This window comes from Lysobacter sp. Root916 (assembly GCF_001429785.1).
In the GTDB taxonomy this organism is placed as follows: Bacteria; Pseudomonadota; Gammaproteobacteria; order Xanthomonadales; family Xanthomonadaceae; genus Lysobacter.
In genome coordinates this window covers 172,366-187,717 of sequence record NZ_LMJF01000016.1, presented here as the reverse complement: position 1 = coordinate 187,717, position 15,352 = coordinate 172,366, and the positions used below count along the sequence as shown (strand labels likewise).

Here is a 15,352-nt window from a genome sequence, read left to right as displayed (position 1 = left end):
GCGTTCATGATACGACCGCGCCCGCGACGAATCCGTGGCCGTCGCGCGCATTCGCGCTTTCGCGCCCCGCCGACATCCTCCGATCAAGCACTTAGCGGCCGGATACGGCACTTTCGCCGCAGGTTCCTTAGAATGGCGGGATTGGCGCGCCAGTCCGGCGTCGGGAGCCTTAGCCATGAAGCCCACCACCCAACGCAGTCTGATCCTCGCCCTGCTGGCCTTGTTGATGGTCGCCACGCGCGTCAATCACTGGGCGCCGATCCCGGACGCCTCCTGGGCGGTGTTCTTCATCGGCGGCTTCTACCTGCGCCAGTGGACGCGCTGGGCGTTCCCGGCTCTGATGGCACTGGCGGTGGCGGTGGACTACGCGGTCATCACCGGCCAGGGCCAGAGCTTCTGGCAGCACTACTGCGTGTCGGCCGCGTACTGGTTCCTGGTGCCGGCCTACTTCGCGATGTGGGCCGGCGGCCTGTTCGTTGCCCGCAACTACTCGCGCAGCTGGCGCACCCTGGCGCTGACCGCGGTGGCGCTGGTCGCCTCGACCCTGGTCTGCCAGTTGCTCAGCCAGGGCAGCTTCTACTGGCTGTCGGCCTCGGTGGCCGAGAAGACCGTCGCCGGCTGGGCCGCGAACTACGTCCAGTGGCTGCTGCCCTACATGCAGACCGCCGCCACCTACGTCGGCATCGCTGCGGTGGCGCACGCGATCGTCGTCGCAGCGGTCAAGCCGACGACGGCCAACGCCGACGTCGCCAAGCCGCGCTGATCCGCGTCGGGCGATGGGCAACCGTCTCTCCAAGATCTACACCCGCACCGGCGACGACGGCAGCACCGGCCTGGGCGACGGCAGCCGCGTGGCCAAGGATTCGGCGCGGGTCGGCGCCTACGGCACGGTCGACGAGGCCAACTCGACGATCGGCCTGGTCCTGGCCAGCGAGCTGCCAGACGCGATCCGCGGCCAGTTGGTCGCGATCCAGCACCAGATGTTCGACCTCGGCGGCGAGCTGTGCATCCCCGGCCACGCCGCGATCTTCGATGCCGACATCGATCGCCTCGAGCAGTGGCTGGACGCGCATAACGAAGACCTGCCGCCGCTGAAGGACTTCATCCTGCCCGGCGGCGGCGAAGCCGCGGCGCGCTGCCACATCGCGCGCACCGTGGTCCGCCGCGCCGAGCGCGAGACGGTGGCGCTGTCGCGCCTGGAAGACGTGCGCCCCGAGGCCGTGCGTTATCTCAACCGCCTCTCCGACCTGTTGTTCGTGCTGGCCCGCGTGCTGGCGCGTTCCAGCGGCCACGGCGAGGTGCTGTGGAACCACGAGCGCCGCAAGGGCTAGCGATGCGCGTCTACACGCATCCGGCCTGCACGCGCCACGACCCGGGTCCGGGTCATGCCGAGCGGCCGCTGCGTCTGGTCGCGGTCACCGAGGCCCTGCGCGAATCCTTCGACGGGCTGGATTGGCGCGAGGCGCCCAGCGCCAGCCGCGGCCAGTTGCTGCGCGCGCACGACGACGCCCTGCTGGCGCTGGTGCTGGACACGCCGCTGGACGGGCCGATGCAACTGGATCCCGACACCGTGCTCGCGCCGGGCTCGGCCGAAGCCGCCCTGCGCGCGGCCGGCGCCGGCGTGGCCGCGGTCGACGCGGTGCTCAAGGGCGAGGAGACGCGCGTGTTCTGCGCGGTGCGCCCGCCCGGCCACCACGCCACCGGCTCGGCCGCGATGGGCTTCTGCCTGTTCAACAACATCGCCGTCGCCGCCGCCCATGCCTGCGACAAGCACGGCCTGGCGCGGGTGGCGGTGATCGACTTCGACGTCCACCACGGCAACGGCACCCAGGCGATCTTCGACACCGATCCGCGCGTGCTGTACGTGAGCTCGCACCAGATGCCGCTCTACCCCGACACCGGCTACGCCGACGAGCGCGGGATCGGCAACATCATCAACGCGCCGCTGCCGCCCGGCGCCGGCAGCGAGACGTTTCGCAAGGTCTGGCGCGAACGCCTGCTGCCGGCGATCGACGCGTTCCGGCCGCAGTTGGTCCTGATCTCGGCCGGCTTCGACGCCCACCGGCGCGACCCGCTCGCGCAGTTGGAGCTGGACGGCGACGACTACCGGTGGATCACCGCCGAACTGGTCGCGATCGCCGATAAGCACGCGCTGGGACGCGTGGTCTCCATGCTCGAAGGCGGTTACGACCTGGCCGCCCTGCGCGAATGCGCGGTGGCCCACGTGGGCGCGCTGCTGGCGCCTGCGCGCTGATCGCAACCGCCGGCCCGGGCTAACCGCGGCGGCGCCGGCCGGCCTATATTCGCAATCGCCTTCCCTCGCGGCGACGGACCCGGTCCGTGGCCGCGCCACCGTTTCCGCGACTGCCTACAAGGACCGTTCCATGACACGCTCCGGTTTCTCCCGCACCCCGCTCGCCCTGGCCCTGGCGCTGGCCGCGCTGATCCCCGTCACGACCGCTACCGCCGCGACGCCCGCGACCGCGACCGCGGCCACGCCCGCGACGGCGCTGCCGTCCAAGCAGTACCGCATCCAGGACTTCATCGACACCGTCGGCGTGGCCGGCGCCTCGTTCTCGGCCGACGAATCGCGGCTGCTGTTCTCGTCCAACAAGTCCGGCATCTGGAACGCCTATTCGATGCCGGTGGAAGGCGGCGAATGGACGCCGGTGACCCGCTCGACGGTCGACAGCACCTATGCGGTGGCCTATTTCCCGCACGACGACCGCGTGCTGTTCACCCGCGATCAGGGCGGCAACGAGCTCAATCACCTCTACGTGATCGGCGCCGACGGCAAGGAGCGCGACCTCACCCCGGGCGACAAGCTCAAGGCTTCGTTCGAAGGCTTCAGCCACGACGGCAAGCACTTCTACGTCAGCAGCAACGAACGCGACCCCAAGGTGTTCGACCTGTACCGCTACGCCAGCGGCGACTATGCGCGCGAGCTGGTCTATCGCAACGCCGACGCCTACCAGCTCGGCCCGATCTCGGCCGACGGCCGCTGGATCGCCCTGGCCAAGCCCACCACCACCAACGACGCCGACCTGTTCGTGGCCGAGCTGGGCAGCGGCCAGGCCACCAAGGTCTCCGCGCACACCGGCGAAGCCATGTTCACCGGCCAGGACTTCAGCCCCGACTCCAAGTGGCTGTACTACACCGCCAACGACCAAAGCGAGTTCGCGCAGCTGCGCCGGGTCGAGGTCGGCACCTGGAAGCACGAGCCGGTCCAGAAGACCGACTGGGACATCACCGACAACTATTTCTCGCACGACGGCAAATACCGCGTGGTGGCGATCAACCAGGACGGCAGCACCGCGATCCAGGTGTTCGACTACGCCAGCGGCAAGCCGGTCGCGCTGCCCAAGCTGCCGGCCGGGGAGATCCGCAACGTCAGCATCTCGCGTTCGGAAAAGCGCATGGCGTTCTACCTCAACGGCGACCGCCAGCCCAACGACCTGTACACGCTCAGCTTCGGCGGCCAGCCCAAGCAGCTGACCCGGTCGCTCAATCCCGCCATCGCCGCGACCGATCTGGTCGATTCCAGCGTGGTGCGTTTCAAGAGCTTCGACGGCATGGCGATCCCGAACATCCTGTGGAAGCCGCACCAGGCCACTGCGCAGGCCAAGGCGCCGGCGCTGGTGTGGGTGCACGGCGGCCCGGGCGGCCAGACCACGCGCGCGCACAGCGCGGTGATCCAGTACCTGGCCAACCACGGCTACGTGGTGCTGGGCATCAACAACCGCGGCAGCTCCGGCTACGGCAAGACCTTCTTCGCCGCCGACGACGGCAAGCACGGCCGCGAGCCGCTGCAAGACACGATCTCGGCCAAGAAGTACCTGCAGTCGCTGGACTACGTCGACCCGGACCGCATCGGCATCATCGGCGGCAGCTACGGCGGCTACATGACCGTGGCCGCGCTGGCCTTCCATCCCGACGAGTTCAAGGTCGGCGTCGACATCTTCGGCGTGACCAACTGGCTGCGCACGCTGGAGAGCATCCCGCCGTACTGGGAAAGCTTCCGCCTGGCGCTGTACAAGGAGATCGGCGATCCGGCCACCCAGCGCGATTTCCTGATCGCGACCTCGCCGCTGTTCCACGCCGACAAGATCAACAAGCCGCTGATGGTGCTGCAGGGCGCCAACGACCCGCGCGTGATCAAGCCCGAGTCCGACGAGATCGTGGCCGCGGTGCGCAAGAACGGCGTGCCGGTGGAGTACGTCGTGTTCGACGACGAAGGCCATGGCTTCAGCAAGAAAAAGAACCAGATCGAGGGCTACGGCAAGATCCTGAACTTCCTCGACACCTACCTGAAGGGCGACGGCGCGCCGCCGCGCACCGGCCAGCCCTGAGCCCGGGCGCGGCGCAGTCCGCGTGCCATGCCGCATCCGCCGCCCGGCCGCATCACGGCCGGGCGGCGCTGTATCCGGCGTTGGGGCCGCGTCCGCCCGCGCCCCCCCGCAGGGCGCCCGCGCGGGCCCCGCGGCGGCCGTCCGCGCTCGCAAAATGAACGACGCGGGCCCGCGGCCCGCGTTTCGCGTTGCCCCCCTGCAAGGGATGCGGCAAGCTAACGGCCGATTTCTGTTCGCCGGATGGCCGCGTGCACAAACCCCTACGCCTGCTTCCCTTGTCGCTGTGCATCGCCCTCGCGCTGCCTGCCCAGGCCGCCTCCGGCGACGACGAGGAGAACTGGGGCCTGTGCCCGATCCAGGATGTGGTGCCCGCGTTCACCGACGCGCCCACCCCGGTCGGCACCGCCGAGCAACGCACCAGCACCCCCACCGATATCGACGGCGGCGTGCTCGAACGCGCCGGCGACGACGAGAACATCGTCGTCCAGGACAACGTCAAGCTCAGCCGCGGCGACCAGTTCATCGGCACCGACAAGCTGTCCTACAACGAGAACACCGGCAAATACACCGCCGACGGCAACGTGCGCTACCAGGACAACGGCATGCGCATGACCGCGCAGCGCGCGTCCGGCGACCAGAACGCCGACACCCACCGCATCGAGGACGTGCAGTACCAGCTGACCCAGCGCCGCGGCAACGGCGGCGCCGAGCGCATCGACCTCACCGGCGCCAAGGGCAAGCTGGTCGGCTCGACCTATTCGACCTGCCCGCCCAACCAGCGCGTGTGGGAACTGCGTTCGCGCCAGATCGACCTGGACACCGAGGACGGCTTCGGCGTCGCCCACAACGCGACCCTGCGCATCGGCAAGGTGCCGGTGCTGTACGTGCCCTGGTTCAAGTTCCCGATCGACGAGCGCCGCCAGACCGGCCTGCTGTATCCGGCGATCTCGCTGTCGGGCAAGAACGGCTTCGACTACAAGCAGCCGATCTACCTCAACCTGGCGCCGAACTACGACGCCACCTTGTACCCGCGCATCATGGCCAAGCGCGGCGGCGTGCTCGGCGGCGAGTTCCGCTGGCTGTACCCGGACGGCAAGGGCGAGGTCTACGCCAACTTCATGCCCAGCGACAAGCTGCCGGGCGACCGGCCGTCGCGCTATACCGATTACGCCGACCTGGCGCTGCGCCCCGAGGAACTGCCCGACGACAACCGCGGCCAGTTCGCGCTCAAGGCCAGCCACAGCCTGGACGGCAACTGGTACGCCTCGACCAACCTGGCCTGGGTCAGCGACAAGTACTACCTGCAGGACTTCAGCAACAGCCTGTACGGCGTGTCCGCGTACTCGATCCGCAGCGATATCGGCCTGTACGGCCGCGGCCGCCACTGGGAAGCCGGCGTCATGGCCGACCACTACCAGCTCGCCGACTACACCCTGACCGAACGCAGCCTGCCCTACGACCGCCTGCCGCGCGCCTACTTCCGCTGGGCGCAGCCGTTCGGCCGCTGGTTCGAGGCCGGCGTCGACTCCGAGCTGGTGCGCTTCCAGCACACCGACGAAATCGTGCGCTACGCCCAGGCCGACGGTAAGCGGGTCTCGCGCGACGTGGCCCTGCCCGGCGGCAGCCGTTTCGACGTCAAGCCCTACATCTCCTTGCCGCTGGAAGGCGCGAGCTGGTTCATCCGGCCCAAGCTGGCCTTCCGCTACACCGCCTACGAGCTGGAAGCGGCCAAGGCGCGCGAACTGGCGACCACCAACGCGCGCGCCTATGCCCAGCAGCAGGGCATTGCCTACACGCCGGACATGGACGCGCGTTTCTACGACAAGTCGCCCAACCGCAGCCTGCCGATCACCTCGGTCGACGCCGGCCTGTACTTCGACCGCGACACCGAAATCCGCGGCGACCGCTACCTGCATACGCTGGAGCCGCGCCTGTTCTACCTGCGCGCGCCCTATCGCAACCAGGACGGCCTGCCGATCTTCGACACCGACCCCATGACCTTCAGCTGGGGCCAGCTGTTCCGCGAAAACCGCTACAGCGGCGCCGACCGCCAGACCGACGCCAACCAGCTCACCGTGGCCCTGACCACGCGCCTGATCAGCGAGGACGACGGTCGCGAGCGGCTGTCGGCCAGCATCGGCCAGATCCAGTACTTCGACGACAGCCGGGTCACCGTGCCCGGCGAAAGCCCGATCGAACAGGGCAAGTCGGCCTGGGTCGCCGACGTCAGCGTCTCGCCCAGCGACCGCTGGACCATCAACGGCACCTACCAGTACAACCCCAAGTTCAGCGGCCAGGACCTGGCCAGCCTGCGCGCGCGCTATTTGTTCGGCGACGCCGGCATCGTCAACATCGGCTACCGCTACCGCCGCAACCCGGTCACCCGCAAGGATCTGCTGGAGCAGGCCGACCTGTCGTTCCTGTATCCGATCAACGAAAACTGGAGCGTGGTCGGCCGCTACTACTACTCGTTGCTGGACAAGAAACCGCTGGAACAGATCGCCGGCCTGCAGTGGGAAAGCTGCTGTCTGGCGGTGCGCGTGGTCGCCCGCCGCTACCTGCGCGACCGCTCCGGCGACCTCAATAGTTCGCTTCAGGTCGAGTTCGAACTCAAGGGCCTAGGCTCGGCCGGACAGAACACGGAGCGGGTATTGCGCCGTGCTATTCTCGGCTACGATCGCGACGATCTTTATCTCGTGCCGCCCTCGTCCGTGACCCGCGGCCAGACCGATCCCACCCCCGACCCGACCCTATGAAGAAACTACTCGCTTGTGTGCTGGCCGTCGGCGTGCTGTCCGGCGGGGTGCTGCTGCCCATCGGCGCGGCGTCCGCCCAGGAAGTGCAGCCGATCGATCGTATCGCCGCGGTGGTGGACGAGGACGTGGTCCTGCGCACCGAACTCGACCGCGCCGTGACCAACATCCTGGCCCAGTACGCCGGCCGCGAGAACCAGCTGCCGCCGCGCGACGTGCTGGAACGGCAGGTGCTCGAGCGCCTGATCCTGCTCAAGATCCAGGTCGCCTACGCCCAAAACAGCGGCGTGCGCGTGACCGATCAGGAAGTCGACCAGGCCATCGGCGGCATCGCCCAGCAGAACCGCATCAGCCTGGAGCAGCTGCGCCAGCAGCTGGCCCGCGACGGCGGCAGCTACAACGAATTCCGCGCCTCGATCCGCGACGAACTGCTGACCCAGCGCCTGCGTCAGCGCTTCGCCCAGACCCGCGTATCGGTCAGCGACGCCGAGATCGACGCCGCCCTGGCCGCGCAGGCCAATTCCGGCACCCAGTACCACCTGGCCCACATCCTGGTCGGCCTGCCCGAGGGCGCCACCGCCGAGCAGATCGCCACCGCCCAGAAGAAGATCGAGGGCGTGAAGGCCCTGATCGACAAGGGCGAGATGGACTTCTCCGCCGCCGCGGTGCGCTACTCCGACAGCCCCAACGCGCTGGAAGGCGGCGACCTGGGCTGGCGCAGCACCGACGAAATCCCCAACGCCTTCGCCGAGCTGATGCGCAACATGAGCGCCGGCCAGGTGACCGCGCCGATCCGCGGCCCCAGCGGCTTCCAGCTGCTCAAGCTGGTCGAGACCCGCGACGCCTCGCAGGCCGCGCCGGCCATGGTCACCCAGTACAAGGCCCGCCACATCCTGGTCCGCGTCACCGACACCGTCACCGAAGCGCAGGCCAAGGCCAAGGCCGAGACCCTGCGCGCGCGTCTGGCCGGCGGCGCCGCCTTCGACGAAGTGGTCAAGGACAGCGAAGACCTGAATTCGCGCGCCAAGGGCGGCGACCTCGGCTGGTTCACCCAGGACGAGTTCGGCCCCGAGTTCGGCGGCGCGGTCGCCGGCCTGCAGGACAACCAGATCTCGCAGCCGATCCGCACCCCGGCCGGCTGGCACATCGTCGAACGCACCGGCAGCCGTCAGACCGACGTCGGCGACCGCAACCGCCGCGCCCAGGTCCAGGAAACGATCGGCCGGCGCAAGCTCGAGGATGAGTGGAACCGCTTCCTGCGCGAGAAGCGCGGCGAAGCCTTCATCGACATCCGCGTCGGCAAGGCCGCCGCTACCGACGCGCCTGCAGCGCCCACCGCGCCCGCCAGCGGCGGCTGAGTGCACCCTCCCCGGCTCGCGCTGGTGCCGGGCGAGCCGGCCGGCGTCGGGCCGGAGCTGTGCCTGCGGCTGATCCAGCGCCCGCGCGACTACGCCCTGACCGCCTACGCCGACCCGCGCAGCCTGCGCGCCGCGGCCGAAGCCCTGAACCTGCCCCTGAAGTTGCTGCCGCCCGAACAGGCGGCCTTGCGGCCGGGCGAGCTGTCCCTGGTCGAGATCGAACAGGCCCGCCTGCCCGCGTTCGGCAGCCCCGACCCCGCCAACGCCGGCGCGGTGATCCGGGCCCTGCACGAGGCGGCTCAGGGCTGCCTGCGCGGCGACTACGACGGCCTGGTCACCGGCCCGGTGCACAAAGCCGCGATCAACGAGGGCGGCATTCCCTACACCGGCACCACCGAACTGCTGGCCGCCCAGGCCGGCTGCGAGGTGGTGATGATGCTGGCCAACGACCTGGTCCGGGTCGCTCTGGCGACCACCCACCTGCCGCTGCGCGCGGTCGCCGACGCGATCCGGCCCGAGCCGCTGGCGCGCACCCTGCGCATCGTCCACGCCGCCCTGCGCGCCGATTTCGGCATCGCCGAGCCGGCCATCGCCGTGCTCGGGCTCAACCCGCACGCGGGCGAGGCCGGGCATCTGGGGCGCGAGGAGATCGAGGTCATCGAACCGGTGTTGGCGCAACTGCGCGCCCAGGGCCTGAACCTCATCGGCCCGCTGCCGGCCGACACCGCCTTCCTGCCGGCCAAGCTGCGCGGCTTCGACGCGGTGCTGGCCATGTACCACGACCAGGGCCTGCCGGTACTCAAGTACAGTGGCTTCGAGCGCGCGGTGAACCTGACCCTGGGCCTGCCCTACCCGCGCGTCGCCGTCGACCACGGCACCGCCCTGGACCTGGCCGGTCGCGGCCTGGCCGACCCTTCCAGCCTGATCGCCGCGGCCGAGACCTGCGCCCGCATCGCGCGCACCCGCCAGCACGGAGCACCGTCATGACCGGCACGGCCAAAGCCCACGCCAAAGGCTTCACCGCCGACGCCAAGAAGCACCTTGGCCAGCACTTCCTGCACGACCGCGACATCATCGCGATGATCGTGCAGGCGGTGGATCCGCAGCCCGGCGACCGCCTGGTCGAGATCGGCCCCGGCCAGGGCGCGATCACCTTCCCGCTGCTGGACCGCCACGGCGAGCTGACCGTGATCGAGTTCGACCGCGACCTGATCTTCCCGCTCACCGAGGGCGCGCGCGCCCACGGCACGCTCGAGGTCATACACCGCGACGTGCTCACCGTCGATTTCGGCGCGCTGGCCCACAACAACGGGCCGATCCGCCTGGTCGGCAACCTGCCCTACAACCTGTCCTCGCCGATCCTGTTCCATGCCCTGGAACACGCCGAGGCGATCGTCGACATGCACTTCATGCTGCAGAAGGAAGTCGTCGACCGCATGGCGGCCGGCCCCGGCAGCAAGGTCTACGGCCGGCTCGGGGTGATGCTGCAGGCCTACTGCGAGGTCACCGCCCTGTTCGACGTGCCGCCGGCCGCGTTCCGGCCGCCGCCGAAGGTGGATTCGGCGGTGGTGCGGCTGATCCCGCGCGCGCCCGAGCGCATCGGCATCGACGACCACGCGCGCTTCGCGCGGGTGGTGCGCGACGCCTTCGGCCAACGCCGCAAGACCTTGCGCAACGCGCTGTCGCAGATCTGCGACGCGGCCGCGATCGAAGCCGCCGGCGTGCGCCCCGATGCGCGCGCCGAGCAGATCGAGGTCGCCGATTTCGTGCGCCTGGCGAATTCGCTCAAGGGCCTGGCGCCGGAAAACTGAGCCGGAATACCGGTTCCGACGGGCGTCGATACGGTCTCCGACCGCGCCGGCGCGCCCGCATCGCGACCTGGTACGCGAATGCTCATTCCCGCTTCATGCCCGCTTTGCTTACACTGCCTGCATGGAACACCGCCACGACTACGCTTTCGACATCGCCGTCGCCACCCGCTACCTCGACGATCAGTCCGAGCCGGAGCAGGACCGCTACGTCTTTGCCTACACCATCAACATCCGCAACGCCGGGCGCGTGCCCGCGCGCCTGCTCTCGCGCCACTGGGTGATCACCGACGCCAACGGCAAGGTCCAGGAGGTCGAGGGCGAAGGCGTGGTCGGCGAGCAACCCTGGCTGCGTCCGGGCGAGGACTTCGAGTACACCTCCGGTGCGGTGCTGGAAACCAGCCTGGGCACGATGGAGGGCAGCTATGCGATGGTCGCCGACGACGGCACCCGCTTCGAAGCGCCGATCCCGGCCTTCACCCTGACCGTGCCGCGCACCCTGCACTGACGGCACGGAACGATCGGATATGAGCGTCTGGGCCATCGGCGACCTGCAAGGCTGCTACGACCCCACCCAGCGATTGCTGGAGCGGATCAATTTCGACCCCGCCCGCGACCAGTTGTGGTTCTGCGGCGACCTGGTCAACCGCGGCGGGCAGTCGCTGGAGACCCTGCGCCTGGTGCATTCGCTGCGCGCCAACAGCGTGGTCGTGCTGGGCAACCACGACCTGTCGCTGCTGGCGATCGGCGAACGTCGCGAGGAAGAGCAGCGCAAGGTCAATCCCGATCTGCAACGCATCGTGCTAGCCCAGGATCGCGACGAACTGCTGGGCTGGCTGCGCCGGCAGAAGCTGGTCCACGCCGACCGCTCGCTGGGCTGGATGATGGTGCACGCCGGCCTGGCGCCAAAGTGGACCACCCAACTGGCCGAACGCCACGCGCGCGAGATCGAAGAGCGCCTGCACAGCGATCAGTACCAGCGCCTGCTCAAGAACATGTACGGCGACCGCCCGGCCTGGAACCCCAAGCTGGCCGGCATCGATCGTCACCGCGCGATCATCAACATCTTCACCCGTCTGCGTTATTGCACGCCGCGCGGCCGCATCGCGTTCGAGGACAAGGGCAGCCCGGGTACCCAACCGGTCGGCCTGTACCCCTGGTACGAAGTGCCGGGCCGGGTCGAGCGCGACCTCAAGATCGTGTGCGGCCACTGGTCGACGCTGGGCTTGTTCATCGGCCACGGCGTGCATGCCATCGACACCGGCGCGGTCTGGGGCGGCAAGCTCACCGCCCTGCAGCTGGACACCGACGAGTTGCGCCTCGTGCAGGTGCCGGGCCGCGACGTGCCGGCCAGTCCGCCCAAGCCGCGTCCGCCGCGCCCGGCATGAAGCCGCGCATCGCGACGCTGCTGCGCTACGCGGCCGTCGCCTTGCTGGCCGCGGCCTGCGCGGCATGCGCGGACCGCTCCAACGACAGTCCGACCCAGCCTGCGGCCGCGCAGGCGCCCGCCGCCGCGCCGCCCGTGCCTGCGCGCGCGAGCGCGCCCACCCATCCGTTGGTGCGCGCGGCGCGCGCCCAGATCGGCGTGGTGCGTTACTACGATCCCGCCTACGTGCGTCTGGACTATCCCGGCGGCGACGTCGCCGCCGACCGCGGCGTGTGCACCGACGTGGTGATCCGCGCCCTGCGCGCGCAGGGTCTGGACCTGCAGCAGGCGGTGCACGAGGACATGCGCGCGAATTTCGCGCGCTATCCGCAAAGCTGGGGCGCGCGCGGCACCGACCGCAGCATCGACCACCGCCGCGTGCCCAACCTGCGACGCTGGTTCGAACGCCAGGGCTGGCAGCAGACCGTCAGCGATCGCGCCGTCGATTACCGCCCCGGCGATCTGGTCACCTGGGACCTGGGCGGCGGCACCCCGCACATCGGCATCGTCTCCGACCGCAAAGGCTGGCGCGGCGACCCGCTGATCCTGCACAACATCGCGCGCGGCACCGAGGAGGGCGATCTGTTGTTCGTCTACGAGATCACCGGGCATTACCGGCCGGAGTTGGCGGCGGTGAAGCAGGAAGCAGGAGTGAGCGGTGAGGAGTGAGGAGTGAGCGGATGCGGTGGCCGGCGGCTGCGGCGGCAACCACGCCATCGCCCCATCCGAATCCGCGCGGCGATGCGGTTCGCCTAAGGCTCACCGCATCCTACGGGGCGGTGAATGTCGCTGCGGCTACGCCAGCCGTAGGCTGCGGTGACAACCCCACCATCGCCATCTCCCGCTCCGTCGCGGTGATGCGGTTCGCCTGCGGCTCACCGCATCCTACGGGGTCGATGGTTTGGGGCGCTGTGCCTGGGCTCAAGCATCCATGCCGATACGCGCGTAGTCGACGAATTCGAACGCGAAGGCGTGGCGCTCGTCGGCAGCGTGATGTTCGCGCGCGAGCACACGCCAGTCCTGGAGGTCGAAGCGCGGGAAATGCGCGTCCGCGTCGGCGACCACGGTGTCGACATAGGTCAGGTGCAGATGGGTCGCGGCCGGCAGGCACAGCGTGTAGATTTCGCCACCGCCGATCACGCACAGCTCCGGCGCGCCGTCCTCGTGCGCGAGCGCGAGCGCGAGCGCTTCCTCCACCGAGGTCACCGCCTGCATGCCCGCGTACGGCACCTCGCCCGAACGCGTAAGCACCAGGTTGCGCCGGCCCGGCAGGGCGCGCCCCAGCGACTGCGCGGTCTTGCGCCCCATCAGCACCGGCTTGCCCAGGGTCAGCGCCTTGAAGCGCTTGAGATCGTCGGGCAGGCGCCACGGCAACTCGTTGCCGCGGCCGATGCCGCGCTCGTGGTCCAAGGCCGCGATCAGCGACAAGCGCATCATGGCCGCTTACGCCAGACGCGGTCGAGCGAGTAGCGTCCGCCGCCGGTGAACATCAGGCACAGCCCAACCGCGACCAGGGCCAGGGCCGGAAACGCGCCGGGATACGGCGCTTTCGAATCCACCATCCACACCGCGACCACGAAGTTGATCGCGATCACCAGGCCGGTGAAGCGCGTGCACAGGCCCAGCACCAGGGCCAGGCCGCCGAAGAACTGGCCGATCACCGACAGCACCGCGCACAGCAGCGGAAACGCGAAGCCGTGATGGGCCATGAAATCGCGGAACTCGAGCATGCGCGCCCAGGAAAACACATTGTCCTGGGTCATGACCATCAGGTGCGCGCCGATCGCGACGCGCAGGATCAACAAGCCCAGATCGGCACGCCGCGCGCACGCGTCCTCTACCGCTTGGTGCCATCTCGCTATCGCGTTCATCCGCTCACCTCATTCGCAAACCGGGCGCCTCTCCCTGCGGTCCGCCGCTTCCCGCGGCGGGACGCGGCAACGCGCTTACTTCTTGTCGCGCGGGCAGGTCATCATCACCGGCACCAGCTTGGTGACCATGTCGGTCATCATGGCCTTGAACGCCGGCGATTCGTCCATCTTGTCGGTCATCTCGGTCATGGCCTTTTCGACCTCGACGTTCGAGGCCTGGCTGTGCTGCAGGTACTGCTTGCCGGCCGGCGTGTCGACGAAAGCCAGGTAGGCGTTGAGATCGGCCTCGGTGAGCTGCTTGCGCATGGCCGCGAGGATCTGCGCCTTGAGCTCCGGCGAATGGAAGTAGTCGGTGATGGCCTTGCGGAACTCGTTCTTGGAAAACTCGTCAATCGCCTTGCCCAGCGCCGGGCAGGCCTTGGCCTCGGGCTTGGACATCGCGCCCTCGCGGAACTTCTCCGACAGCTCGTCGATGCCGAGCTGCTCGATCTGATGGCCGTAGGTCATCGCGTAGTAGCGTTCCAGCGCGGCCTCGTACTTCGGCGAGGTCGCCGCCTGCGCGTTGCCCAGGCCTACCACGATGGCCAACGCGAGCGCGCCGGCGGACACCATCCCCTTGAAATTCGACACTGCACTTCCCCTCGTAGTGATAGCGATCTGTTGCGACGGCACGGCCACGCGCCCGCCGCTCCCCGTTAACGGCATGCTTAACCCGCGCCCTGCTCTGCGCGGCATCGCGCCAACTGCGCGCGCGCGTTTTGCACCGCATCGACCATGGCAGCGGCGAAGCGGCCGTCCTGGCTGACGCTGCGCAGGAAATCCGCGCTCAGCTCGCGGAACGAACCAGCTATCTTGGCCGACTGCTCCGGACGCGACGGCGCATTGCCGCCCTCGGCGGTCATGCGCAGTTGCTCGGCATCGTAGACATCCACCAGGATGTCCTCCACGCGTCGCTGCATCTGTTCGCTGAAGAACAGCTCCAACACCAGCGCCGTGGTGTCGCGCTCGAGATCGGCGCGCGCCTGCTGCTTGGAGGCGGCCTCGCAACCGTCGAGCGCGCTGGGCTCGCCGCTGGCCAGACTGTCCGCATAGGCTTTCTTCATCATTTCGCGCAGCGCCGGCTGGATACGCGCGTAAGCGCGGGCGGCCAGCGCGCGCTCGTCGTCCGCGGTCTGCGCGGATGCGGCCGGCAGCCACAGCGCCGCCGCCAGCAAGGCCGCGAACGCGGCCCGGCTCAGGGCGGCGAACCACATCGCAATTCCATCCTTTCGATCGCCACGATCATCTCGTCGTCGAGCGCGAAATCGGCCGGGCGCTCGTAGCGCAGCACCGCCATCTTCTCGCCCATGGGCGCCATCCACATCGTCGCGGCGCCGCCACCGTCGCGCACCGAGTCCATGCGGTAGGCGCGTCGTTCGCCCAGCGTCACCCAGCCGTTGACCTTGCCCAGGGTCTGGCGCTGCATCACGGCCAGTCCCTGCATCAGGATCTCAAGGTTCTTCTCGCTGCGCAGGTCCGGCGGCGCGCTCGCGCAGGATTGCAGCAGGCTCGCCTGCGCGGTCTTGCCGTTGCGGGTGTGACGCAGGACCTGGCTGCTGCGCGGGCCGCTGCCGGTGGTCTGCAATGCCGGCGGCTCGGCCTCGATGCCGGCCGGCAGGCGGATGCTGCCGGCGGGACCGTCGGCGCGGGCCGGCTCCGGATCGGCGGCCAGCAGCGCGGTCGCGCACAGGGCCGCGACCAGGCCCAGCGCCCAGGCGGCGGTGACGGATCCTCGTCCCCTCATGCGC

General features: G+C 69.4%; 16 protein-coding genes. 11 read left to right on the top strand and 5 right to left on the bottom strand.

Annotated features, from left to right (window positions below):
• The first annotated feature begins 175 nt into the window (after window positions 1-175).
• From ASE35_RS19115 to ASE35_RS19065, 11 genes are all read left to right on the top strand, one after another.
• Window positions 176-763 (top strand): hypothetical protein, encoded by a 588-nt coding sequence (locus tag ASE35_RS19115; RefSeq protein WP_057164799.1) that lies wholly within the window; start codon window positions 176-178, stop codon window positions 761-763.
• A gap of 13 nt (window positions 764-776) precedes the next feature.
• Window positions 777-1,331 (top strand): cob(I)yrinic acid a,c-diamide adenosyltransferase, encoded by a 555-nt coding sequence (locus tag ASE35_RS19110; RefSeq protein WP_056182157.1) that lies wholly within the window; start codon window positions 777-779, stop codon window positions 1,329-1,331.
• 2 nt (window positions 1,332-1,333) lie between these two features.
• Entirely contained in the window at window positions 1,334-2,254 is a 921-nt protein-coding gene (locus ASE35_RS19105) for a histone deacetylase family protein (protein ID WP_056182161.1), read from the top strand.
• A gap of 130 nt (window positions 2,255-2,384) precedes the next feature.
• Window positions 2,385-4,349 carry an alpha/beta fold hydrolase gene (locus tag ASE35_RS19100; protein WP_057164798.1) on the top strand — a complete coding sequence of 655 codons (1,965 nt, stop codon included), beginning with the start codon at window positions 2,385-2,387 and terminating at the stop codon, window positions 4,347-4,349.
• Between the two features lie 248 nt (window positions 4,350-4,597).
• Entirely contained in the window at window positions 4,598-7,105 is a 2,508-nt protein-coding gene (lptD, locus tag ASE35_RS19095) for an LPS-assembly protein LptD (RefSeq protein WP_056182168.1), read from the top strand.
• On the top strand, window positions 7,102-8,460 hold the full coding sequence (locus ASE35_RS19090; RefSeq protein WP_057164797.1) for a peptidylprolyl isomerase: 1,359 nt from the start codon (window positions 7,102-7,104) through the stop codon (window positions 8,458-8,460). Before lptD ends, ASE35_RS19090 begins: the two co-directional genes overlap by 4 nt.
• A complete protein-coding gene (gene pdxA, locus ASE35_RS19085; protein ID WP_057164796.1) occupies window positions 8,461-9,447 on the top strand; it encodes a 4-hydroxythreonine-4-phosphate dehydrogenase PdxA in 987 nt (328 codons plus the stop codon).
• Window positions 9,444-10,271, top strand: coding sequence for a 16S rRNA (adenine(1518)-N(6)/adenine(1519)-N(6))-dimethyltransferase RsmA (rsmA, locus tag ASE35_RS19080; RefSeq protein WP_056182180.1), 828 nt, complete (start codon window positions 9,444-9,446; stop codon window positions 10,269-10,271). The genes pdxA and rsmA overlap by 4 nt, the downstream gene beginning before the upstream one ends.
• 121 nt (window positions 10,272-10,392) lie before the next feature.
• Complete coding sequence (apaG, locus tag ASE35_RS19075) at window positions 10,393-10,776, top strand: Co2+/Mg2+ efflux protein ApaG (RefSeq protein WP_055900614.1); 384 nt, start codon at window positions 10,393-10,395, stop codon at window positions 10,774-10,776.
• 19 nt (window positions 10,777-10,795) lie between these two features.
• The gene (locus tag ASE35_RS19070) at window positions 10,796-11,656 is read left to right on the top strand and encodes a symmetrical bis(5'-nucleosyl)-tetraphosphatase (protein WP_082611377.1); all 861 of its coding nucleotides are present in this window, start codon (window positions 10,796-10,798) and stop codon (window positions 11,654-11,656) included.
• The gene (locus tag ASE35_RS19065) at window positions 11,653-12,363 is read left to right on the top strand and encodes a DUF1287 domain-containing protein (protein ID WP_082611376.1); all 711 of its coding nucleotides are present in this window, start codon (window positions 11,653-11,655) and stop codon (window positions 12,361-12,363) included. Before ASE35_RS19070 ends, ASE35_RS19065 begins: the two co-directional genes overlap by 4 nt.
• A gap of 252 nt (window positions 12,364-12,615) precedes the next feature.
• On the opposite strand, the gene ASE35_RS19060 is transcribed toward ASE35_RS19065, so the two are convergent.
• From ASE35_RS19060 to ASE35_RS19040, 5 genes are all read right to left on the bottom strand, one after another.
• Window positions 12,616-13,128: a dihydrofolate reductase gene (locus ASE35_RS19060; RefSeq protein WP_057164856.1), complete on the bottom strand. Its 513-nt coding sequence runs from the start codon at window positions 13,126-13,128 to the stop codon at window positions 12,616-12,618.
• Window positions 13,128-13,499, bottom strand: coding sequence for a DoxX family protein (locus ASE35_RS19055; protein WP_162259076.1), 372 nt, complete (start codon window positions 13,497-13,499; stop codon window positions 13,128-13,130). The genes ASE35_RS19060 and ASE35_RS19055 overlap by 1 nt, the downstream gene beginning before the upstream one ends.
• 141 nt (window positions 13,500-13,640) lie before the next feature.
• Window positions 13,641-14,195 carry a DUF2059 domain-containing protein gene (locus ASE35_RS19050; protein WP_057164794.1) on the bottom strand — a complete coding sequence of 185 codons (555 nt, stop codon included), beginning with the start codon at window positions 14,193-14,195 and terminating at the stop codon, window positions 13,641-13,643.
• 77 nt (window positions 14,196-14,272) lie between these two features.
• Window positions 14,273-14,818, bottom strand: coding sequence for a hypothetical protein (locus ASE35_RS19045; protein WP_057164793.1), 546 nt, complete (start codon window positions 14,816-14,818; stop codon window positions 14,273-14,275).
• A complete protein-coding gene (locus ASE35_RS19040) occupies window positions 14,800-15,348 on the bottom strand; it encodes a hypothetical protein (protein WP_057164792.1) in 549 nt (182 codons plus the stop codon). Before ASE35_RS19040 ends, ASE35_RS19045 begins: the two co-directional genes overlap by 19 nt.
• Window positions 15,349-15,352 lie beyond the last annotated feature (4 nt).